We start from the raw sequence: 22618 nt of genomic DNA on the forward strand, positions 1-22618 counted from the left end.
GGCCTGAGTCGCACATGAACCTGTTTTTTATTCAGGCGATAGGGGCCCGGATGCCACCTTGCTCGCTCGGTAGGAGACGGCCCAAGCCGAGGGTGTCTTGCCAAAACGGCTGCGGAACCAGCGTGAAAAGTCACCGGCAGAGGAAAAGCCGAGGAGTTCGGCGACCTCATACAATCGGCGCTTGCTGTTGGCCAGATACTCTTCGGCGAGTTCGGCGCGTACAGCATTGATGATCGTCGTGACACTCTCGCCCTCGGCCGCCAGGTGTCGGTTAAGGGTGCGTCGGTGCATGCCAAGATGCTGGGCCACGCCATCGACAGAGCACAGTCCGCTTGGCAGCAGCATCTTGACGATCTGGCGTACCCGCTGCGCCGGTTCGTCGCGCAGGTTGGCCAACTGCATGTCCAGCGATCGCTTCACTTCGCGATGCAGCGCGGGGTCGGCCGTGGGAATAGGCATGTCCAGATCGCGCCGACGGCAAACGATGGCATTGAATTCCTGGGAAAACTCGATAGTTGATCCCAGCACGCGCTGGTGCACTTCCAGGCTGGAAGGTCGCTCGTGAGTGAAACTGACCCTTACCGGCCGGAAGGTATGGCCGCTCAGAATGCTCAACGTGCGAAGCATAATACCGGTTGCCTGTTCAATCGCCTGGCGCCAGACGCCACGATGGCCCTGCATGTTCACACCCACATGCAGCAGGGTCAGGTCGCCTGCATCCTCGAGCCACAATTGCACACCGGCGTTATGCAAGCGCGTATAGCGAAAGCACGATTGCAAGGCTGCGCGAAGCGTTGGCTCTTCGCGGATGAGTAGCGCGAGCATGCCAAAGTTGGAAAGGTGCCGGGTTTCCGCGATCAGCAGTCCGAAGGCCTCCTGGCCGGACAGGCGGGCGGACTCCTCCAGCAGCCAGCCTACCGAATCGCTGCTGATCATGATGTTCGGATCGTCGAGGACACTGGCCGGTAGCCTGGTCATGCGCAGCATGCGAAATGGATCGAGCCCCACTGAACGGGCAACCTGCTCAAAGTCGGTAAGGCTGGCGCTTCGCGTCAAGGTATACATGCTTTGCCTCGTGTCCCAGTCTCACCAGATTGTGTCCCGGGAAGCGTAGTGCAGGGCAGCCGCTCAGGGCTACCTTCACGTCGACAATGACAACAAAGGTGGAGATAGATAATGGACACGCGCACCTCTACAGGTATCGGTCAGCCGCTCGCGGCAAGGTCAAGCCGACCACAGGTTTGCAGGCAATGGCAAACGGTAGGGTGTATCACCACCTGTATTTCCAGCAGCTCGACAAGCCGGACCGCGAGTTGGCCAGCGATCCGCACAAGACCTTGCGCAGCGTCTTCTACTCGATCTCCGGCAGCGCTGTCGCGACCGGAACTGGGAGGTCACCGCGTTTCTCGACGGTGCGGTGGTACGCCAGCCGAGCCTGTTCATTGGTGGTGCCGCCGACCCTTCGCTCGAGCCGATCGAAATCCGCGCGCTCTACGCGCAACTCGACACCTATCTACCCGGACTGCTCTCGAAGACGGTTCTTCTGGACCTTGCCCGTAGCGCCCAACGCAATCGTGTCGACAAAGATCACTTCATCCGGCGTCCACCATTTCGCGATCTTGCCATCATAAAAGGCGAGCAGCTCTTCCCGCGTCAGTGTCGCTTGCGGCTTCCTGACGACGATCAGCAACGGGCATTCGTCCCACTTGGCGTGTTTCGCGGCAATGCAGGCAGCCTGGGAGGCTGCCGGATGGGCCATCGCAATGGTTTCCAGTTCGATGGAGCCTATCCATTCGCCACCTGACTTGATCACATTCTTGCTGCGATCGGTGATCTGCATGAAGCCATCGACATCAAGTCGTCGATTGGCTTCCTGGCTCCTTCGATCACTGCCGTTTTGTCATGGCAATAGCCTGTCGTTCGCGGTCTTTTGGATGACGTGCGCAGACATCCGACTCCGATAAGTGCCAGCTCCAGGCGCAAAAGGGGCGTTCAATTTGCGACAGGTTACATTTCTGTTAACGACCAGTCGATTTCGACGTGTAAGCATAACTACATGATTTATAAGCAATAAAATTGTTTTATATGTGTGTTCTTACAGTATTTTCTGTGTATACATAAAAAATACAAAGCATTGACGACACCCGAAACCCGTGCGAGTCTGAATTCAACAACAAGCCGTAACCGCTGATTTGACTGCCTTGGGAGGTCATTGTGAAAAACGGCAAGAGCACTCTATATGACGACCTGAAGCGTCAGATTCTGACGATGGAACTGGATCCTGACGAGGCGCTGGATGAGGTTGCCATCAGCGAGCGGTACGGGCTTTCGAGAACCCCGGTACGGGAAGTGTTTCGACGTCTTGCCGGTGAGGGGTACATCGATATCAGGGAGAACCGGGGTGCCCGGGTGATCCCCATGAACCACTCGACACTGCGAAACTTTTTCCTGGTCGCTCCCATGGTGTACGCCGCGATTGGCCGCCTGGCCGTTCAGAATTTCAAGGCTCAGCAACTGGTTGACCTGAAGGAAACGCAACGTCGCTTTCGTGCCGCTACGGTTTCGCATGATGCCCTGATGATGGTCGTGGAAAACAATCGCTTCCACGCGATCATGGGTGAAATGTCGGGTAATCAGTACCTTGAGCCCAGCCTCGAAAGACTGCTGATTGATCACGCGCGGATTGGCCATACATTTTTCCGCCCTCGTGATGCGGACATGGAGCAACGGCTACAGCTTTCGGCAGAGCACCACGATTCTTTTATTGACGCCATTGAGCGTCGTGACGAGAGCGCTGTAGTTGACCTGGTTTTTGAACATTGGGAACTCTCTCGCGAGAACATGGAAATGTTTATCGCCCCCCATGGAATGAAGGCAGACCTGCCAACCCCACTTAAATAATACCGGTCCTCGCCTCATTGGCTTGAGGATCGATACAAGTTGATGCCGCAGAAACTACGGCATTGAATATCAATTCGCTTACGGGTTGATAGGCAACAACAACTGAAATACAGGGTGAGCTTACAGCTGTGCACCACGGGCCTCTATTGTTTAGAGACTAATATAAAAAGTATTAACGTAGGTCGAGGAACGCCATGAAGAAGATTTGGAAGGCAGTCTGCGCGGTCGCGATGATGGGCATGGTCATGCTGCCTGTTCACGCGGAAGAAAAAACAATCACCATGGGCACGTTGACCTGGGAAGACTTGACTCCTATTACCGGTATTACCAAAAAGGTACTTGAAGACTCCGGTTATAGCGTAAAAGTCATTGAGTTTTCCGAGTGGGGTATCGCTTATGCCGCTCTGACCAAAGGTGATATCCAGGTACTTGCCTCACAAACCGACTACGCGGCGAATGACTACTGGAATAAAAACAAGAACCGCCTGGAAAAACTCTCTCCGGTTTCCTATGGCCTTTACCAGGCGATCGCCGTACCTAAATACGTCAACATCGATTCAATCGAACAGCTCAATGACAACGCCGAGAAGTTCGGCAACAAGATCATCGGTATCGAACCAGGTTCGGGCTTGATGAATGACGCGAGCAAGGCGGTCAAGGACTACGGCATCAAGTTGCAACTGCTCGAAGGCAGTACCGCTGCCATGACAGCCGCATTGAAATCGGCAGTCGATCGTAAAGAGTGGGTTGCCGTCACTGTGTGGGAGCCTTCATGGATGGCGCAGAAGTTTGACCTGAAGTTCCTCAAGGATCCAAAGGGTGTCTTCCCGCCGCCACAAGGTTACTACTGGATTGGCCACAAGGATTTCTCAAAGGAATACCCACGTGCACGTGAAGTAATGGCCAGCGTATACGTGCCGATTTCAGATATCACGGCAATAAACGGTGAAGTAAAGGACGGCAAAACCATGGAGCAAGCCATTCAGGGCTGGACAGATGGGCACACTGAGCTTTTGAAGCGCTGGGAAAACATAAAGAAGTAACGAGCACCTTTTTAAACGCCACTGCCGCCCTTTGATTCATTAGAAAAACCAGAGAAAACTGGTTCGACGGGTACGAAAAATGACAACGCCCAACATTGATACCAACGAAGTGCTGATAGATTGCCAGTCAGTCTGGAAAATCTTCGGGAAAGCCGCACCTGCTGCGATGAATGCCGTCGTTCAGCAGGGGCTCACCAAGACTCAGATCCTGCAAAACTACGGCTGTGTGGTCGGGGTCTCGGATGTCAGTCTCCAGGTTCGCCGGGGAGAGATCTTCTGCATCATGGGATTGTCAGGCAGTGGCAAATCTACCCTGATAAGGCTGTTGAACAAACTCATCACACCCAGCGCCGGCAAGATCGTCGTCAAAGGCAAAGAACTTTCGTCGTTGAGTGCCGCACAACTGCGTGAGGTGAGAGCACGTCATATCGGCATGGTTTTTCAGAGCGTTGCGTTGCTGCCTAACCGTACGGTTCTGGAGAACACGGCGTTTGGATTGGAAGTGCAAGGCGTGGGCAAGGCCGAGCGCTACAAGGTCGCTGAGCAGGCCTTGGCCAAAGTCGGTTTGAGCGACTGGATGTCGCGCTACCCCAGCGAACTGTCCGGGGGTATGCAACAACGGGTAGGGCTGGCCCGGGCAATCACCGCAGACCCGGAAGTGATCCTGATGGATGAGCCTTTCAGCGCGCTCGATCCGTTGATTCGCCGGCAGTTGCAGGATGAGTTCCGCCAACTGACCAAGGAACTGGGCAAGTCTGCTGTATTCATCACTCACGATCTGGACGAAGCGATTCGCATCGGCGACCGGATCGCGATCATGAAAGACGGCGCGATCATTCAGGTAGGGACTGCCGAGGAGATCGTGCTCAACCCGGCTGACGATTACGTCGCGGAATTTGTCGCCGGTATCTCCAGGTTGCATCTGGTCAGGGCAGGCTCTGTCATGACGCCCGTCGAGCCGTTCAAGGTAGCCAACCCCGGCTGCGACATCGCCAGGCTCAGCAAAACCTCAGTCGATGCGGATATCAACGATCTTATCGGCTTGACGATGAAGTCCGAGCGCGACGCACTCGCTGTGGTCGATAACGGAGTGGTGGTGGGGATCATTACCCCGCGTGATTTGCTGCGCGGCGTCCAGGGTATTCCCAACGAGTTCGCGGTATCGAAGGCCGCCACTGCACTGGAGGCGTCGACATGAGCACGCCTGACTTTTCCAACCAGTTCGATTCGGTCGTCGACTCGAGCCTTGAATGGCTGATGGACAATGGAGAGTCCGTGTTCGACACGACCAATGCGTTTTTGAAGGGCGTTTACGAAGGCGTGCAGTGGTGCATTGCCTACCCGCCTTACTACGTCATTGCGCTAGTCATTGCCCTGATCGGCTGGCGGGCGGTTGGTCTGCGTTTCGCGATCCTTACCGGCCTGGCCTTGTTGTTTTGTGATGTCATTGGTTTATGGTCAGAAACAGTCAGCACGCTTGCCCTGGTGCTTACCGCTACCGTGCTTGCCCTGGTGGTCGCGATTCCACTGGGCGTGCTGGCGGGGCTGGCGCCTTCGTTTGACCGGGTGGTGGATCCGTTCCTCGATCTGATCCAGACCATGCCACCCTACATCTACTTGCTGCCGGCCATTGCGCTGCTGGGCTATGGCACTGCCACGGCACTGTTGGCGACTTTTATCGTGGCTGTGCCACCCGCCATGCGCCTGACCTCCCTGGGGATTCGCATGACGCCAAAAGAGTTCATCGAACTGGGGGACGCCAGCGGCGTCACCGGGTGGCAGATGTTTTTCAAGATCCGCCTGCCGTTCGCCATGCCAAGCATCATGGCCGGGGTCAATCAGAGTCTGATGATGGCCTTCGGCATGGTGGTCATCGCCGGCATCGTCGGTTCCGGCGGCCTGGGTGAATCGATCTATGGCGCTGTTCGCACGCTGGACATCGCCAAATCAATCAACGCCGCCATTGCCATCGTGATCCTGACCATGATTCTGGATCGATTGGCGCAGAGCGCGGCGCGTTCCCGGATGGGAGAATCGAAATGACTGCTGCAGAAATCCATTTTTCACCAGGCGCATTCCTGGCACCCGCCGTCGATTGGCTCAACGCCAACTTGCACGGGCTGTTCAAAGTCATCAGCCAGGTGATCGAGGCGGTATTGGGCGGCGTTGAAGGTGCACTGCTTGCACCGCATCCCTATGCCCTGATCGGCGGGGTGGTGGTGCTGGCATTCTTTTTTGCCAACAAAAAAGTGGCCCTGTTTGCCGGGTTGATGTTGGCATTCTGTCTGTTCTCCGGGCTGTGGGTCGCGTCCATGCAGACCATTGCCCTGGTCTCGGTTGCGGTGCTGATTTCGGTATCCATTGCCTTTCCGCTCGGCGTTCTGGCAGCACGGGTGAAGCGGGTCGATGAGGCGTTCTTGCCGATACTCAACATCATGCAAACCGTACCGCCTTGGGTTTACCTGATCCCGGCCGTGATGCTGTTTAGCCTGGGGCGGGTGCCAGCGATCATTGCGACCATCGTCTACGGCATTCCACCGATGCTCAGATTGACGACCCTTGCCTTCAAGCAACTGCCCAAGGAGTTCCTTGAGCTGGGCCAGGCCATTGGTGCTTCGCCGAGGTCGATACTGTTCAAGATCGAGTTGCCGACTGCCGCGCCGACGCTGTTGGTGGGCTTGAACCAATGCATCCTCCTGTCGTTGGCAATGGTGGTGTTGGCAGGTCTGGTGGGGGCAGGTGGACTGGGTGCTGAAGTCACCCGAGGCCTCACAAGGATGGAGATGGGCCTGGGCCTGCGTGCCGGCCTGGCGATTGTCGCTGTCGCACTCCTTCTGGATCGCCTGTCTCGCGGCGCGTTGCAGCGTCATTCCCCGCGCAAGCTCGTGTGAGAGATTTTCAGAATGAGACGTAGCTTTTTTTGTGTAGATTCCCATGCATGCGGGAACCCGGTTCGCGTCGTGACGGGTGGCGGGCCATTGCTGCCATCCGTGTCGATGGCGGAGCGACGTGAGATTTTCGTTCGTGATCATGACTGGGTACGCACGGCGTTGATGTTTGAGCCACGTGGGCACGACATCATGTCCGGCGTGATCATCTATCCGTCTTCCCGTGAGGATTGCGACTTCGGCGCCTTGTTTATCGAGGTCAGCGGGTGCCTGCCCATGTGTGGGGCGGGCACCATCGGGCTGTCCACGGTTGTCATTGAGGAAGGCCTGGTCACACCTCGTGAACCTGGTCGGCTGGCCATCGAAACCCCGGCAGGTCGTGTGGATGTCGACTACACCATGAACGGTGAATATGTTGACTCGATCCGCCTGTTCAACGTGGCCAGCTATCTGCACAGTGCCGATGTGGTGGTGGATGTGCCTGGCGTTGGCGAGCTTGTCGTAGACATTGCCTACGGCGGTAATTTTTATGCGGTGGTCGAGCCGCAGGAAAACTGGCCGGGTTTGAACGGATTGACCACGGCAGACATTGTCAGTCTGAGCCAGAAACTACGCACCGCCCTGGCTGAAGTCAGTGATCCCATGCATCCAGAGAACAGCAGGATCAGCGGCGTTCACCATGTCATCTGGTGTGACGAGGAACACTCGACGGCAGCAGACGGGCGCGGTGCAGTATTTTACGGTGACAAAGCGATTGATCGCTCGCCCGGCGGCACAGGTACTTCGGCACGAATGGCGCAGCTGTTTGGCAAAGGACGGTTGAAGGTCGGGCAGACATACCGCAACGAAAGCCTGATCGGTACGATCTTCGAAGGAAAAGTCGAAGCGTCGGTGAAAGTGGGAGCCTTTGACGGAATCAGGCCGAGTATAGGTGGCTGGGCGCAAATCACCGGGCACAACACCATTTTTGTCGATGACAAAGATCCTCTTCGTCATGGCTTTCAGCTTGCTTGATCCGCAGGAGTGGCGTCAGGATGATGGGCTTCTCAACGCTACAAATGACGCATTCTCGAACGTAAAAGAGTGGATTGAAGATTGATCGAAAGACGCCAGTTTAGCGGAGGTATGAAGGGGAAGAATCTTCGCTATGTGAATGACAACCCCAACCAGCCGACGCAAATGGTTCGAGCGGGATTCCTGTTGCTCGAACATTTCTCTTTGCCTGCATTCACCCAGGCGCTGGATACGATTGTCACCGCCAATCTTCTGCGTCCAAAGCTGTTCTCGTCCCAGACGTTCGGTTTGAACGACGGGGAGGTCGTCAGTGATCTGGGCCTGGTCATCCGGCCAGATGCCCGTATCAATTGTTCGGTACTTCAAGACCTGGACCTGCTGGTCATTTGTGGCGGTTACCGGACAGAGCTCAGGGCTACCGATGAGTTCATACACTTGCTGAAGACAGCCGCGGGCCTGGGCATCACGCTCGCCGGCTTGTGGAATGGTGCATGGTTCCTGGGGCGCGCCGGATTGCTCGCCGGCTACCGGTGCGCCATTCACCCCGAGCATCGCCCCGCACTGGCCGAGTTCTGCAAGGCGACACAGGTCAGCAGTGAACCCTATGTGATTGATCGAGACCGGCTTACCGCCTCCAGTCCTTCCGGGGCATTCCACATGGCGCTGGACTGGATCAAGGGGTTGCACGATAAAGCACTGGTCGAGGGCATCGAGGACATTCTTGCTTTTGAAGAGTCCCGCTACCGGCGCATCAAGCCGACAGAAAACATTTGTTTGAGTGCGCCGCTACGGGAGGTGGTCAAGCTGATGGATGCCAACCTCGAAGAACCCCTGGAACTGGAGCAACTGGCGGCCTACGCCGGCCGTTCACGCCGGCAACTCGAACGCCTGTTCAGGGAGCAGCTGGGCACTACGCCGCAACGCTATTACCTGGAGTTGCGCATCACCGAAGCGCGTCGGCTCCTGCAGCATACCGAGCTCTCGCAAGTCGACGTGCTGGTTGCCTGTGGCTTTGTTTCACCCAGCCATTTCAGCAAGTGCTACAGCTCCTACTTTGGCTATCGCCCGTCGAAGGAAGTCCGACTGGTCAAGTAGAGAAGCAGCACTTCAGCAACTGCCATTCGTGAGGCAAACACGCTCAGGGATATGCCTGGGCGTCGTCACGACGATCACCCTCCTGATTTCGCAAGCGAAGCGGCCCTGATGCCGGTTTCCGCCAAAATCCGGCGCTCTGACGCCACCCGATATCCGTGTCTCCCAAACCATCCGTCGTCTCGGGAAAAAGGCTGTTTTGAATGTGTATTTTAATTGTAGACACAAAGAATAATGTTGTTTTATAGTAAGAATACAGGTAGTAGACAGCGTTCACTCACCCGTACAAAGGTTTCTAATAAATGGCTACCAAAGAACTCGATCTGCAGGCCACCGCGGATCTGCCCGTTGACCGTAAAGCTGTGCTGGGAGAGGCGTTGCGTCGCCGGATCCTGAGCATGGAGCTGGCACCTGGCGCCGTCGTTGACGAACTGGCCTTGTGCGACGAGTTCGGCCTTTCCCGACCACCTGTGCGCGAGCTCATGCGGCAGATGGCGGCCGAGGGATACATTGATCTTGAAGCGAACCGTGCCGCGCGCGTGTCGTCGATGAGCTACCAGTCGCTCAGAAGCTTTTTCCTGGCAGCACCGTTGATCTACATCGCCACCACCCAATTGGCGGCTGCACACGCAACGCCATCCGAGATTGCAGAGCTCAAACGCATCCAGGCGTTCTTCCGCACGGCCATCGAAGAGAAAGATGTAGAGAAGCGCGTGCTCTATAACGACGAGTTCCATCTGCAGATCGGCAAGATGGCGCACAACGCCTACTTGATGCCAAGCCTGCAACGCTTGCTGATCGACCATGCGCGGCTTGGCAAGATCTTCTATCGCCATCCCACGACAGTGGACATGCAAGAAGACCTGGAAGTGGCAGCGCAACAACATGACGACATGATCAGTGCCATTGAAAACCATGATCAGGTTCTAGCCGGAGATATCGTTCGCGCGCATCTGGAATTGTCGCGACGTCGTATGTCCGAATACGCCGCGCCGGAAGGGTTGGATGTAGCACTTACCTACTAAAAAGCAGTACCGATGCCACTTGCATGAACAGTGTGAAGAGAAGGTGCAGAAGGGACGCTTTTAGTAATTACAAATATAAAAGAGCCCAGGTCGCGAAAAATGGCAAAAATCAGATACACACCTGCAGATGACTCTACATGCGGTTGGTTCCACCTCAGCCAGCCGAGAGTGGCCCGTGCGTCCCACTCGGGCATCCGCTCGGCCCGCTGGGTCGTGCTGGGTGCCGGGTTTACCGGGCTTGCGGCGGCTCGCCAACTGGCGCTGAATTTTCCGGATGACGAGATTGTCCTGATCGAGGCCCAGGAGGTCGGTTACGGGGCCTCCGGCAGAAATGCCGGGTTCGCCATCGACCTGCCACACGATATCGGTGCCGATGACTACATCGGCGATATCAAGACGGCAAAAATCAGCATGGCGTTGAACCTGACAGGGCAACACATTCTGAAGAGTCTCGTGGAAAAACACCGGATCGACTGCCAGTTCCGCCTGTGCGGGAAGTATCAGGCTGCCATTGAAGACCGGGGCATCGCGGTTCTGGATGCTTATCGCCGTGGTCTGGACAAGCTCGGTCAAGAATACGAAGTGATCGAAGAGAAGGACCTGCCGGATCACATCGGCACGCATTTCTATCGTAAGGCACTGTTCACCCCGGGTACGGCACTCATCCAGCCGGCCGCCTTGGTCAAGGGCTTGGCGGACAGCCTGCCGGCTAACGTGACGCTTTATGAAAACACACCGATTACTGAAGTGGAGTATGGCGACAAAACCATCCTCACCCATAAGAACGGTCGTATTGTCGCGGACAAGTTGCTGCTGACCAATAACGCGTTCGCCATGAGCTTCGGTTTTCTGAAAGGGCGCATGCTGCCGATCTTCACCTATGGCAGCCTGACCCGGCAGCTGACGGAAGATGAGCAAGCACGCCTTGGAGGCCGGCCTAATTGGGGTGTTATTCCTGCCGATCCTTTCGGCACTACATTGCGCCGGACAACGGATAACCGCCTGCTGGTGCGTAACAGCTTCAGCTTCAATGCCGATGGACGCAGCCATCAAAAATACCTGGAGCGGTTTATCCAGCGACACAAGGATTCGTTCGCTCGCAGATTTCCCATGCTCCCCGATGTCAATTTCGAATACACCTGGGGCGGGTCGCTGGCGTTGTCGCGCAACCACATGGCGCACTTCGGGCAACTGGCCAACAACGTCTACGGTGCACTCTGCTGCAATGGATTGGGTGTAACCCGTGGCACGGTGACAGGCACCTTGCTGGCCGACTGGCTGGCGGGCAAGAAGGACCCGCTTATCGATTTTCTGTTGTCGTCCCCGGGGCCTAATAGAAACCCACCGGAACCCTTACTTTCAGCAGGCGTGAATATGAACTTGCTGTGGGGACAGTGCCGGGCCGGGAAAGAAAGCTGATTACGCATCACGCTCACAGGCAAGTTAAACATTAAATGATTGGTTAGAAGTTCTTGGCTTATGGGTTAGTCCATCAAGGCTGATGGTTTCTTATCGAGGTGGCTTTGATTCGCCCGGATTTTGGGTTTGCGCTTCAGCCCTCTGAATGACCGAAGCGAAATAGGAGACAATAATGACAAGTCCTAATACCTCTATTGAGGATGTTCCTCTCAATAATTTTCACCGTTTGCTGACAGCCCGTTCCGGCGGTGGGTCATTTGTAGACGGTTATGTACTGAGCATCATCGGTATAGCGATGATGCAAATAACATCCGCTCTGAACTTGTCGGAGTTCTGGCAAGGAATGATTGCCGCATCGGCACTCATGGGGGTGTTTTTTGGTGGTTTCATCGGTGGCTGGTTGACCGACAGGCTGGGTCGCAAAAAGGTTTATTTCGTTGGGCCAACACTGTTCATCATTTGTTCGTTGGCCCAGTTTTGGGTCGAATCGGCGCCGGTATTGTTCGCCCTCAGATTTATCATCGGCCTGGCGGTGGGCATTGAATATCCGGTAGCCACCTCGTTGTTGGTCGAGTTCCTGCCGAAGAAACAACGCGGCCCCAGGCTCGCGGCGCTGACCATCCTGTGGTTTGCCGGTGCGGCATTCGCCTACGTTGTTGGTACTTCAATCCTCAATGTGGGGGGTGATGACGCCTGGCGTTATGCCCTGGCAAGTGCCTCCGTCATCGGGCTGTTGCTGCTATTGCTGCGTGTCGGCACGCCTGAGTCCGCGCGCTGGCTCTTGAGCAAGGGGCGCGAGGCTGATGCCGAGCGCGTGATCAAGCATGTGTACGGTCAGCACTATTCGCTTCGGGACCTCCCTGAAGAGCCAGACCAGAAGAAAATGTCATTCCGGGATTTGCTTCACTCCGGGTATGGGAAACGCTTGTTCTTTGTTTCGATCTTCTGGTCCTGCTCGATCATTCCTGTTTTTGCAGTCTATGCCTTCGCCCCCAAGGTTCTGCTGGCGTTGAATTTGAAAGGGGAGTGGGCCTCATACGGTTCCATGATCATCACGATGTTGTTTGTGGTGGGTTGTGTATTCGCGACAAGGCTGATCAACACGATTGGCCGGCGCTGCATGCTGATTCACAGCTTTCTATGGTCGGGCCTGGCTCTGTTGGGATTGGCGACTTTTTCCCACAGCAATGAAGTGCTGGTGCTCTTCCTGTTCGGCGCCTATGCGGTCTTTATCGGCGGAGCACAAGTTCTGCAGCTTGTTTATCCAAACGAGTTGTTCCCTACAGAAATTCGCGCATTTGCCGTAGGCATCGGAACTTCCCTTTCCCGTGTGGGAGCAGCCGTCGGCACTTATCTGGTACCTGTTTCGCTACAGACTCTGGGTATCGGCAACACGATGTATGTGGCCACCGTGGTCACCTTTATCGGGCTGATGGCGGCGTGGGCCATGGCACCTGAAACACGTTCGTTGAACTTGCGCGACGCAGCGGCGCTGAGCAGTTGAGAAGTTGCAACTGAGCCGTAAGCAATGAGTGGTCCCTGATAAATGGCGGTGGACGCCAGGTTGAATAACATTCCCTTAGTGATGGAGAGGCAATCATGAAATTCGAAGGCATTTATACCCCGGCAATCACTCCTTTGACCGCGAGCGGTGAAATCGACAAGGCCGCTTTCGCCGACGTGCTGGAGTATCTGATCGAGTCGAAAGTGCACGGCATTATCATTGGTGGTTCGACCGGCGAGTACTACGCCCACACCTCTCAAGAGCGCATCGAACTGGCGACCCAGGCTAAAGATGTCATCGGCACACGCCTGCCGCTGGTGGTTGGTACCGGTGCGATCCGCACTGAAGACTCCGTCGAATACGCCAAGGCTGCTCGCGAGATCAAGGCCGATGCGATTCTGGTGGGCTCTCCGCCTTATGCATTGCCTACCGAGAAAGAAAACGCCATCCATGCGCTGACCGTGGATCGCGCTGCCGGCTTGCCGATCATGCTCTACAACTACCCGGCACGCATGGGCGTCAGCATGGGCCCGGAGTATTTCGCGGCCGTTGCCGAAAGCAAAAACATCGTGGCCATCAAGGAAAGCTCCGGCGACATGGCGCAAGTCCATCGCCTGGCCCGGGAATACCCGAACATCAGCTTGTCCTGTGGCTGGGATGACCAGGCATTGGAGTTCTTCGCCTGGGGTGCACGCAGCTGGGTTTGCGCCGGATCGAACTTCATTCCGCGGGAGCACGTTGCGCTCTACGAAGCCTGTGTCGTGGAAAAAGACTTCGATAAAGGCCGCAAGATCATGAGCGCCTTCATGCCGCTGATGGACTTCCTGGAAAGCGGAAAATTCGTGCAGTCGATCAAGGCTGGCTGTGAGTTGAACGGCCTTCGCAGCGGCGGCGTGCGTTCGCCTCTGCAACCCCTGTATGACCACGAGAAACAGGCCTTGCAGGACATCATTACCACCCTGAAACGTGACGTCGCCCAGGTGACCGGGAGCGCAAAATGACTGGCCTTCTCAGCGCGGCAGAATATGCCGCCATCGCTCGGGAACTGAAGTTCCCGACTCAGTCGTTCGTCAACGGTGAGTCCTACACATCGGTGTCGGGCAAAACCTTTACCACAACCAACCCGGCGACCAATGACGTGCTGGCCGAGATCACGGCCTGCAACGCTCAAGACGTTGACTTTGCGGTGGCCAAGGCCAAGGAGGCCTTCGAAGATGGTCGCTGGCATAAACTGAGCCCCGGCGAGCGCAAGAAGGTGTTGTTGCGCTTTGCCGATCTGCTGGAGCAGAACTCGCACGAGCTTTCAGTGCTGGAAAGCCTGGATAGCGGAAAACCCGTTCGTGAGTGCCAACTCACGGATGTTCCGGAAACCATTCACATGATCCGCTGGCATGCGGAGCTGATCGACAAGATCTACGACAGCACCGCACCGGTCGGTTCCGGCGCGTTGAGTCTGGTGGTGCGTGAAGCCATCGGGGTCGTCGGTCTGGTGCTGCCCTGGAACTTCCCGCTGCTGATGCTGGCGTGGAAAATCGGCCCGTCGCTGGCCGCGGGCTGCTCCATCATCGTCAAGCCGGCCAAGGAAACCACCTTGACGGCACTGCGTGTCGCCGAGCTGGCTCATGAGGCAGGCGTGCCGGCCGGTGTGTTCAACGTGCTGTCCGGCGGGGGCGGTGAAGTGGGCGAGCCGCTTGGCCGGCACATGGACGTGTCCATGGTCAGCTTCACCGGCTCGACAGCCACCGGCCGCAAGTTCCTTAACTACGCGGCGGATTCGAACCTCAAGCGCATTGTGCTGGAGTGTGGCGGCAAGAACCCGGCCGTGGTGATGGATGACATCGAAGACCTGGATCTGGTCGCCAGCCACGTCGTCAACGGCGCGTTCTGGAACATGGGCGAAAACTGCTCGGCGTCCTCGCGCTTGATCGTGCATGCGGACATCAAGGACGAGTTGTTGAAGCGCATCGGCGTGCAGATGCGTGAATGGAAGATGGGCAACCCACTGGATCCGGACAATCGCCTTGGCGCCATGGTCAGCAAAGTGCATTTCGAGAAGGTTCGTTCCTACCTCGAGCAAGCGGCCGTTGAAAAGCTGGACGTTGTGTTTGGCGGCAACACCGAGCGCGATATCTTTGTCGAGCCTACCGTCGTCGATGGCGTAGGTGTCGATAGCCGACTGTTCCAGGAAGAAATCTTTGGCCCTGTGCTGGCGGTCACTACGTTCAACACCGTTGACGAAGCCATCGCTCTGGCCAATGACTCGGTGTATGGCCTGGCGGCATCGGTCTACACCGACAACCTGCGCAATGCCATCAAGCTTTCGCGGGAAATTCGCGCGGGGATTGTGACGGTGAACTGCTTCGGTGAGGGTGATGCTTCCACGCCTTTCGGTGGCTACAAGGAGTCCGGGTTTGGCGGGCGCGACAAGTCCATCTGGGCCCACGATCAGTACACCGAAATCAAGACCATCTGGATCGACGTCTCTGAGCGGTAATCTACCGAACGGATGACAGCGGTATGCACACCCATCCCGAATACCACGAATGTCGGGATGGGTGCTGCATCAAGCAATGGCAAAAAATAAAAAGCCAACTCTGTCTTTTGCCTGTGCGTGGTGGTTATTCAATGACACGCCGTCTTATCGGATGCTGGCTGGCGCGACAATCATCGTCCTGGCGATTGTGTTTTCGCCCCAGGGGCATTCAGGCCCAACCAAGGTGGTTGCGCAGTAAGGGTGCAGGGCAGGGCAGCAGCGATACTGCCCTTTGAAAATGCTCGTGATTTGCCGTCCAAATGCCCCAAAGCGCCCGGATGGCTCATCCCTGTTTTGTGGAGAAGATCGCCGGCATCTGCAGATGCTTGTAGATGGCGAGAAACCTCAGGCCGAAGGTGAAAATCAACGCAATCCAGCCGGCAACCCAGATCGAGGGGAATACGTCGCGCAGCAGAACATAGAGCGTGCATCCCAGCAAAATGGGCGTGGCATAAATGTCACGTGACATCAGCAACGAGACTCTTCCGGCCAGGACATCCCGCGCGATGCCGCCTCCAATACTGGTCAGCACCCCCATCATCACTGCCAATGGCGCCGCAAGATGCAATGCCAGGACTTTCTCGGTAGCCGCCAGTCCGAACAGCGCTGCCGCTAATCCATCAAGGTAAAGCAACAGTCGATAACGCTGTTGCAGTCTTTGGGTCAGAAAAAACGCCAGCAGTGCTGCCAGCAAGGCGGCCCAAATGTAATTGAAGTCGGCAATCCAGAAGATCGGAAGATCCAGCAACAGATCGCGCAGGGTGCCACCGCCAATAGCCGTGATGATGCCGAGCACCACAGCCCCAAACAAATCGACATCGGCTTTCTTGATGGCCAGCACACCTGTGATGGAAAACACCGCAATACCTAGCATTTCCTGGAGATAAAGCATCATGTATTCCCTTCTCAGGTGACCCGGCAGTAGAACCACGTAAGTATGATCAATATGAAAGCCGCTGACGCGAAAATGCTCTCAACCCTGATCAGTGCCGTGGGCTCGGACCGGATGGGCGCGTCCATTGATTCAGCGCTGCGAAGTATCCTGGGATTCGATATGAGCTGCGGCTATTTTTACATGGGCTCGGAAAGTACGGAGGCGAGATCCGAAGATGCGTTCGTTCACATCCTCCAGGGACAGCTTACGGAGACCCAGCGCTATATCGCGAAACTGATCCTGCAGGGCCATAGCAATACGTCGATTGCCGCCGTGCTGAACATATCGGAAGGCACCGTGAAGGTGCACAAGCACAATATTTACCAGCGCCTCGATATTTCCACGAACGCCGAGCTTTTTCGGCGGTTCATCAACTATCTGACGGGGCCACTCTGAAAAGACAGTGGTTGTTTCCCGATTGCGGACCAGGAGCTTTCAATGTGCATCCTCTACATGGCAGACCCGGCCGATGCGCAGAAGTGGCGCGAGTGCCTGTCATCGATGGCGCCTGAACTGGAGTTCCGCCAGTGGCCTGATGTCGGTAACCCGGCAGAGGTACGTTACCTCCTGGCTTGGGAGCCTCCGGGCAACCTTGCTGAGCAGTTTTGCAATCTTCGAGTCCTTTACGCGGCGGGGGCTGGCGTCGATCAGTTCGATCTGGCCAGTTTGCCCAGCCAGGTATCGCTCGTTCGGCTGGTTGATGACTCGATGGCCGGCATCATGGCCGAGTATGTCTTGTTTGCCGTCCTTGCCCTGCATCGAGACATCCTCGCGTACCAGCAGGATCAACGCGAAGGACGCTGGCAACCCAGGCCAATCGTGCTCGCTTCGCAGCGGCGTGTTGGTGTCATGGGGCTTGGTACTCTGGGGCGAGTTGCGCTTGGTCGTCTTCAACCATTGGGGTTTCAGCTCAGTGGCTGGAATCGCTCCTTGAAGGATGTTCCTGGCGGACGCTGTTACGTCGGCCCAGGGCAACTGGACGAATTCTTGGCTCAGTGCGACATCCTCGTGAACATGTTGCCGCTTACCCCCGAAACAAAGGGGATACTCAATGCCGCGAGGCTGGCTTGCCTGCCTCATGGCGCGGGATTGATCAACGTGGGGCGTGGTGCCCACCTGGTTGAGCAGGATCTGCTTGCCGCGTTGGATGAAGGCCGTGTGGGCGGTGCCGTGCTGGACGTCCTGGCACAGGAGCCTCCTTCCCCGAACAATCCTTTTTCGAAACACCGACGAGTCCTCTTGACCCCGCATATCGCTAGCGATGTGCAGGTTGAAGGGGGTGTGGCGGTGATAGTCGAGAACCTGCGAAGAGAGAGTGAGGGGATGCCTTTGTTGAATCTGGTCGACAGGTCCAAGGGTTATTAGTTCACGAGTGTGACCATCACTTGTCTGTATTTTTCAACGGAATCATTAAGTTAGTCAGTGGTCACAGTTACGGCTGAACGTTGTCCGGATGAAGACTTCCAGCAGCCATAACCATTCAATACCCCCGATGTTTTGGACGTTCCTATGAATCGCGCAGTCATCACGATCCTGGCCATTTTCAGTTTCTTGTTGTTGGGAGGCTGTGGCCCTCACTGGGATGATGGAGAAAGGTACGGCCGATATCACGACCATGATCATCGACGTGGTTACGACCAAAGGGATGACGATGATCAAGGTTATGGCCGCCACTATGATCGTCGTGACTATGATTCTCGTGGCTATGATTCTCGTGACTATGATCGCGATCACCGTCGCGATCGCGATCGCGATCGCGACGACAACGACGACTGATGCATTAAACGTCCTGGAAGGCTGGGGCGATTCAGAGTCGTAGCGGTGAGCGGGCGCTCTGTTTTGCGAAAAATCATCGGGCGTCTGCTTTGGCCATAGCTGCCGGTCATCTGTGTTTATAAAATCAGGTGGTGATTCACTTTTCCCATTGGTTCAAAGCCAATACAGGATAGCAATGGACCACAACCAGCCGATGCTGAGGGTGATCGTAAGGTAGATCACCACAAGCATCAGAGGTTGATTCCACATGACACACCTCCCATAACCGCTGTTTTTACATGGGTGCCTGGTAAGTTGGGAGCTCGTATGAGCAATAACGCAATAATCAAGCCATTTGAGTGAAAGACGCTTGTCCGCAAACCTGGGGCCTTTTGCACTATGTTCCAGGCTACTTCCTGCAGACGAAAGCTGACCCTAACTCTCCTCCCCGAAAACGGGATTCCCCGCATGTGCAGGAACATTCGTCCGAATGCCACAGCATCCGCGCTGCTCCTGGATTGGCGGGCACTTCATCGAGCCAAACGAGCAGAACACACAACAGTCACCGGGATTTGGGCGTAGCAGAGTCCTGCAATTGTCACATTCGTAGAAAAACTGACAGGCATCCGTGGGCATGGCTTCCTGCTTGGCGAAGCTGCAATGCGGGCAGGTCAGCACGGATTCGAGGATGACGGGATTCATGGCTGCCTCATTTGTGCACGGTGAAGGGATAGCCTGCATTCGTCGTCGCTTTGGTCTGCGCCTCGGGATCGGCTTTATCGGGGTCATAGATGACGATGGTCATCCTCTCGGCCAAATCGACCTTGACGGTACTCATGCCGGGCAGTTGCTCCGGTGATCCCTTGACCGTGACCGGACATACCGCACAGGTCATGTTCTGCACGTCGAGCCTGATGGTTTCCAACCTGGAGTCACTCTACACTCCGTACCCAGGTACAGAATCAAGAGGCGTGTGATGGCGACAGGAATGAGTATCGGCAAGTTGGCGGAAGCTGCCGGCGTGAACATCGAGACTATTCGCTATTACCAGCGACGCGGCTTGCTGGATGAGCCGCCAAAGCCGCTTGGCGGTTATCGGTGTTATCTACCGGAGCAGGTCAAACGGCTGCGCTTTATCAAACGGGCACAGGCGCTGGGATTCACGCTGGATGAGGTGGGCGCACTGCTGACACTGGATGCGGCCTGCAGTTGTAGCGAGACTCGGGCACTGGCCGTGCGCAAGCTGGCCTTGATCGAGCAAAAGATGGCCGACCTTGCAGCAATGCAGCAGGTGCTGGGCGGACTGGTGCGGCAATGCGATGCAAGCGGTGGCGGGGCCACATGCCCTATCATCGATGCGCTGGACAGGGAGTGATGCCTGGTTGCAGGGCACCCTGCACAGGCGTCAGGTCAGCACCCCCGTGCAGGGTACGCAGGGCCGAGCGTGCTCGCTCTGCCATTCACAGCTTGTAGCCAATCTGTCGCAACAGGTTCTTGCGCCACAGGATGTCTTCATCGCCTTCAATGTCTTGGGCACAGAAGCCATCCACTACGCCCAGGATTGCTCGCCCTTGTTGCGTCTCGGCGAGAATCACTTCGGTTGGATTGGCAGTTGCACAAAAAATACGGCAGACCTCTGGAACCATTTTGATGGTGTTCAACACGTTCAGCGGATAGAAACCATCGCCCAGGAAAATGATGAAGCTATGGCCTGCGGCGATGGCTTTCGCATTCTTCTGTGCCAGTTCAATCATTGAGGTATCGGTGCCAGACCATCGCACCAGGCATTTGCCAGAGGCTTCACAAAAGGCCACGCCAAACTGGATACCTGGCACGGCGTTCACCAGTGCTTCGTGGATGTCCTCGACGGACTTGATGAAGTGCGTCTGACCCAAAATGAAGTTAGTCACATCCGGCTTTTCGATTTTCAACGTGATGAGTTGCATCTCAAACGCCTCCTTTCACGATGTTGCTATCAGAGTCTGGCAACAAAACAAGCATAGCTACTCATTTGTTATTGCTCCGTCCACTGACGGACTCTGGCCGATTGCTGCCTGTCGTGAAGGGTTGTATCCGACCCAAAGCGAACTTCCATCGATGACTGCTTTCGGTAACAGCGCCCATTCAAGTATCAATGTCTGAGTAAGTACATTGGGGCCGATTCGCGAACAGCTTTTTTACTGAGCTACGGCAATATCGGTTCGTGGCAATCTGCCAGTACCGATGTATGCAGAACATCGGTGCTGGCTTCGGCGCTACTTGACCTCCTCAACCTCATAATTCACATAGCCGAACTCGTTGCTGCGAGCCGCCATGTATTTGCCGTTTTGCTCGAATACTGTGGCCTCGAAGGGTGTGCCGCCGAGTGTTGTCACTAGATGCCCGTCCTTGATTTCATAGTTGGCCGGCACGCCAAACTGGCCGTCATGCAGCATGTTCAGGTATTCCCCATGCGTAGGCGGCTTGCCATCGACGCTGGTGACCAGGCGTTGGCCTTCGGTGCCATAGACGATCTCGAATGTCTGGCCGGTGACGGTATTGCGCACCTTGATGGTTTTGCCCACCACGTAGGCTTGCAACTGCTCGTTAGTGAGCGCTTTGGCGCCTTCGGTTTTCAGCTGATCGATGGTTTTGCCCGCAGCGACAAGCTTGCTGTCCTCAACTGTCGGCGTGTACCAGATCGGCGAAGTCCACGCACGTTCCTGGACGGTGGCCGAGACGTCGGCCGGCGGCGGTACTTGCAGCTTGGCCGCGTCATAGGTGCTCCAGCGCGGGGTCGGAATCTGTAGCACGCGAGCGTAGTAGAACGCGTGCCGGGCCGGATCGAAATCCGGATCGACCCAGACTTTTTTCAGCTCGGTGGCACCAATGGTATTGGTGTAGGTCGCCTTGGAAACATCGACCGTGGTGCCCACCGGTGGGATTTTGCCGGAGGCCTGGTCCAGTTGGCGATCACCGGACCAGGCGACGTCGTAGATCTTCTCGAAGGTCTGGCCGTTTTTGGTCCAGCCCTTGATGATCTGGATTCGGTCGAGGTTGCCATCGTCGACATCCTTGACCGCCCACACCACGAAGGACGGCGTCTGTTTACCCTGTTTTGCCGGCAAGTCGCCGCCCATGGGAACGCCCTTGGCGTAGGCGGCATGCACCCAGTCTTTTTCATTCCACAAACTGCTGTCGAAGCCCCAGCCACCAAACATGCGCACGGGGATGCGCACGCCGCTGGTGCCATAGACTTCTTTGCGCTTCATGGCATCGAAGATCGATTCACGGGTGTTCTCTTCAGCCCAGACACCGGCCAGACCGGAGGTGCTGGTTTGCAAGGCAATCAACCCCGAGTTCTGTTTGCCGGAAAGACGCGCCGCCGGGGTGCTGTCGGTAAAGCCGTGGGAGCCGAAGTTGTCGCTCTGCGAATAAGGAATCACCCCATTGTGCGAGTCACTGGCGCCGACCACGCCCATTTTGTAAGGGTTGTATCCACGAGCTTGCTGCAAAGCCATGCCGTTTTGCCAGGCTTGCCTTACGTAACTACCATTGATTTTCGACGTGCTGTTGTCGATTCCGAGCAGGAAACTCATGACTTCATAATTGGCAAATTCGTCTGTCGGCGACAGTTCGGGGTGGGTTTCCGAGGTGCCCTTTACCTGGTGAATTTCGGTAAGGGATTCATTGCGCATCCGCGTCTCGGCCCAGGCGGCATCGATGGGGCGGCCACGGTCATCCACGTCCACCGGAAACATCAGGCCGTTGCTGAGGTTGGCGTTGTGGGAGATCGCCAGCACCTCGTTGCCTTTTTTGCGTTGGTCGTCCATCCAACCCCACAAATCCTCCGGTTTGTCCGAATCGAGGGCCGTGAAGGGCATGTCCGGCACCTTCTTCGAGTCGCGGAAAAACACATTGCGGTGCATGTTTTGATTGTTGGGGGCTGAGGTCCATTCATAGGCGACAAACGTGGTGAACTTGCCGGGCTTGTAGTACTTGTCGGCGATGGCGATGTTCTGCTGCCAGATGTTGCCGGCAACCTTCGGATCAATCAGCTCCTTGATCGGGTGGCTCAAGCTGCCGGCGATCCATTTGAACACCCGGTTGAAATCTTCCGGGGTTTTGACAATCAGCTTTTGCGCGATGGGCAGCTTGCTGAAGTCTGACTTCGGATCGTTGGCCAGGGCAATCACGCCCACGTATTCCGAGTGGTCGGTCACACCATGGAAATCCAGCGGGCGACCCTTGAGTTGCACTTCAAACCCCATTGGATGCTTGATCGGCATCCCAAGTGAGTATTGGTACGTCTGCTCGGGATCGACCTGGTGGTTGCCGATCAGGTAGGCATCGATCGACCAGGAACTGTGCGAGTGCGTCTGGCCAAAGTAAACCTCGCGATCCGGGTTGCCCTCTGCCAATGCCAGTGTGCTGACAGTTAGCACGGCACAACCGAGCAGTGTTGGCGCGGTGAAGTGTGTAGGGTTTTTCATATTCCACGTCTCCGGAATACGGCAATGACAGGGTGCAA

The 22618-nt window shown here is 56.2% G+C and carries 22 protein-coding genes and 1 pseudogene; 16 read left to right on the top strand and 7 right to left on the bottom strand.

The genetic code is table 11. From position 1 onward, the window contains the following. Positions 1-27: 27 nt before the first annotated feature. Both KGB28_RS17905 and KGB28_RS17910 read right to left on the bottom strand, forming a co-directional pair. Entirely contained in the window at positions 28-1065 is a 1038-nt protein-coding gene (locus KGB28_RS17905; protein ID WP_223446751.1) for an AraC family transcriptional regulator, read from the bottom strand. Positions 1066-1513: 448 nt separating this feature from the next. Then, a complete protein-coding gene (locus KGB28_RS17910; RefSeq protein WP_317853310.1) occupies positions 1514-1840 on the bottom strand; it encodes an AMP-binding enzyme in 327 nt (108 codons plus the stop codon). 374 nt (positions 1841-2214) lie between these two features. Between KGB28_RS17910 and KGB28_RS17915 the strand changes: the two genes are divergently transcribed. The 12 genes from KGB28_RS17915 to KGB28_RS17970 all read left to right on the top strand — a co-directional run bounded on the left by KGB28_RS17915 (position 2215) and on the right by KGB28_RS17970 (position 15380). Continuing rightward, positions 2215-2901 carry a GntR family transcriptional regulator gene (locus KGB28_RS17915; protein ID WP_223446752.1) on the top strand — a complete coding sequence of 229 codons (687 nt, stop codon included), beginning with the start codon at positions 2215-2217 and terminating at the stop codon, positions 2899-2901. Positions 2902-3095: 194 nt separating this feature from the next. After that, complete coding sequence (locus KGB28_RS17920) at positions 3096-3944, top strand: glycine betaine ABC transporter substrate-binding protein (RefSeq protein WP_223446753.1); 849 nt, start codon at positions 3096-3098, stop codon at positions 3942-3944. 79 nt (positions 3945-4023) lie between these two features. Next, a complete protein-coding gene (locus KGB28_RS17925; protein WP_223446754.1) occupies positions 4024-5142 on the top strand; it encodes a glycine betaine/L-proline ABC transporter ATP-binding protein in 1119 nt (372 codons plus the stop codon). Further along, entirely contained in the window at positions 5139-5987 is an 849-nt protein-coding gene (locus KGB28_RS17930) for an ABC transporter permease (RefSeq protein ID WP_223446755.1), read from the top strand. The genes KGB28_RS17925 and KGB28_RS17930 overlap by 4 nt, the downstream gene beginning before the upstream one ends. Beyond that, positions 5984-6835 carry an ABC transporter permease gene (locus KGB28_RS17935; RefSeq protein WP_223446756.1) on the top strand — a complete coding sequence of 284 codons (852 nt, stop codon included), beginning with the start codon at positions 5984-5986 and terminating at the stop codon, positions 6833-6835. The genes KGB28_RS17930 and KGB28_RS17935 overlap by 4 nt, the downstream gene beginning before the upstream one ends. 12 nt (positions 6836-6847) lie before the next feature. Next, positions 6848-7846, top strand: coding sequence for a 4-hydroxyproline epimerase (locus KGB28_RS17940; protein ID WP_223446757.1), 999 nt, complete (start codon positions 6848-6850; stop codon positions 7844-7846). A gap of 111 nt (positions 7847-7957) precedes the next feature. Then, on the top strand, positions 7958-8941 hold the full coding sequence (locus tag KGB28_RS17945; RefSeq protein WP_223446814.1) for a GlxA family transcriptional regulator: 984 nt from the start codon (positions 7958-7960) through the stop codon (positions 8939-8941). Between the two features lie 299 nt (positions 8942-9240). Next, entirely contained in the window at positions 9241-9963 is a 723-nt protein-coding gene (locus KGB28_RS17950) for a GntR family transcriptional regulator (RefSeq protein ID WP_223446758.1), read from the top strand. A gap of 99 nt (positions 9964-10062) precedes the next feature. After that, entirely contained in the window at positions 10063-11382 is a 1320-nt protein-coding gene (locus tag KGB28_RS17955; protein ID WP_223446759.1) for an NAD(P)/FAD-dependent oxidoreductase, read from the top strand. 172 nt (positions 11383-11554) lie between these two features. Continuing rightward, complete coding sequence (locus KGB28_RS17960) at positions 11555-12886, top strand: MFS transporter (RefSeq protein WP_223446760.1); 1332 nt, start codon at positions 11555-11557, stop codon at positions 12884-12886. 95 nt (positions 12887-12981) lie between these two features. Further along, entirely contained in the window at positions 12982-13887 is a 906-nt protein-coding gene (locus KGB28_RS17965; RefSeq protein WP_223446761.1) for a dihydrodipicolinate synthase family protein, read from the top strand. Beyond that, positions 13884-15380, top strand: a complete 1497-nt coding sequence (locus KGB28_RS17970; RefSeq protein WP_223446762.1) for an aldehyde dehydrogenase — start codon at positions 13884-13886, stop codon at positions 15378-15380. The genes KGB28_RS17965 and KGB28_RS17970 overlap by 4 nt, the downstream gene beginning before the upstream one ends. Before the next feature lie 322 nt (positions 15381-15702). Here the strand turns inward: KGB28_RS17970 and KGB28_RS17975 are convergent, their stop codons facing one another. Beyond that, positions 15703-16314 carry a trimeric intracellular cation channel family protein gene (locus KGB28_RS17975; RefSeq protein ID WP_223446763.1) on the bottom strand — a complete coding sequence of 204 codons (612 nt, stop codon included), beginning with the start codon at positions 16312-16314 and terminating at the stop codon, positions 15703-15705. Between the two features lie 210 nt (positions 16315-16524). Here KGB28_RS17975 and KGB28_RS31715 point away from each other — a divergent pair. The 3 genes and pseudogenes from KGB28_RS31715 to KGB28_RS17990 all read left to right on the top strand — a co-directional run. Next, a pseudogene (locus tag KGB28_RS31715) lies at positions 16525-16749 on the top strand (helix-turn-helix domain-containing protein); the annotation flags it as partial. Positions 16750-16791: 42 nt separating this feature from the next. Next, positions 16792-17718 carry a 2-hydroxyacid dehydrogenase gene (locus tag KGB28_RS17985; protein ID WP_223446765.1) on the top strand — a complete coding sequence of 309 codons (927 nt, stop codon included), beginning with the start codon at positions 16792-16794 and terminating at the stop codon, positions 17716-17718. 144 nt (positions 17719-17862) lie between these two features. Next, entirely contained in the window at positions 17863-18129 is a 267-nt protein-coding gene (locus KGB28_RS17990; RefSeq protein ID WP_223446766.1) for a hypothetical protein, read from the top strand. A gap of 414 nt (positions 18130-18543) precedes the next feature. On the opposite strand, the gene KGB28_RS17995 is transcribed toward KGB28_RS17990, so the two are convergent. Continuing rightward, positions 18544-18810: a GDCCVxC domain-containing (seleno)protein gene (locus tag KGB28_RS17995; protein ID WP_223446767.1), complete on the bottom strand. Its 267-nt coding sequence runs from the start codon at positions 18808-18810 to the stop codon at positions 18544-18546. 7 nt (positions 18811-18817) lie between these two features. After that, the gene (locus tag KGB28_RS18000) at positions 18818-19033 is read right to left on the bottom strand and encodes a cation transporter (RefSeq protein ID WP_223446768.1); all 216 of its coding nucleotides are present in this window, start codon (positions 19031-19033) and stop codon (positions 18818-18820) included. Between the two features lie 51 nt (positions 19034-19084). On the opposite strand from KGB28_RS18000, the gene merR reads away from it, so the two are divergent. Further along, positions 19085-19483: an Hg(II)-responsive transcriptional regulator gene (gene merR / locus KGB28_RS18005; protein ID WP_223446769.1), complete on the top strand. Its 399-nt coding sequence runs from the start codon at positions 19085-19087 to the stop codon at positions 19481-19483. Between the two features lie 85 nt (positions 19484-19568). Here merR and KGB28_RS18010 read toward each other — a convergent pair whose 3' ends face one another. Continuing rightward, complete coding sequence (locus KGB28_RS18010; RefSeq protein ID WP_223446770.1) at positions 19569-20054, bottom strand: adenosine-specific kinase; 486 nt, start codon at positions 20052-20054, stop codon at positions 19569-19571. A gap of 309 nt (positions 20055-20363) precedes the next feature. Then, on the bottom strand, positions 20364-22580 hold the full coding sequence (locus KGB28_RS18015; protein WP_223446771.1) for a DUF3604 domain-containing protein: 2217 nt from the start codon (positions 22578-22580) through the stop codon (positions 20364-20366). Positions 22581-22618 lie beyond the last annotated feature (38 nt).

This window comes from Pseudomonas sp. BF-R-19 (assembly GCF_019956445.1).
Lineage (GTDB): Bacteria > Pseudomonadota > Gammaproteobacteria > Pseudomonadales > Pseudomonadaceae > Aquipseudomonas > Aquipseudomonas fluorescens_BH.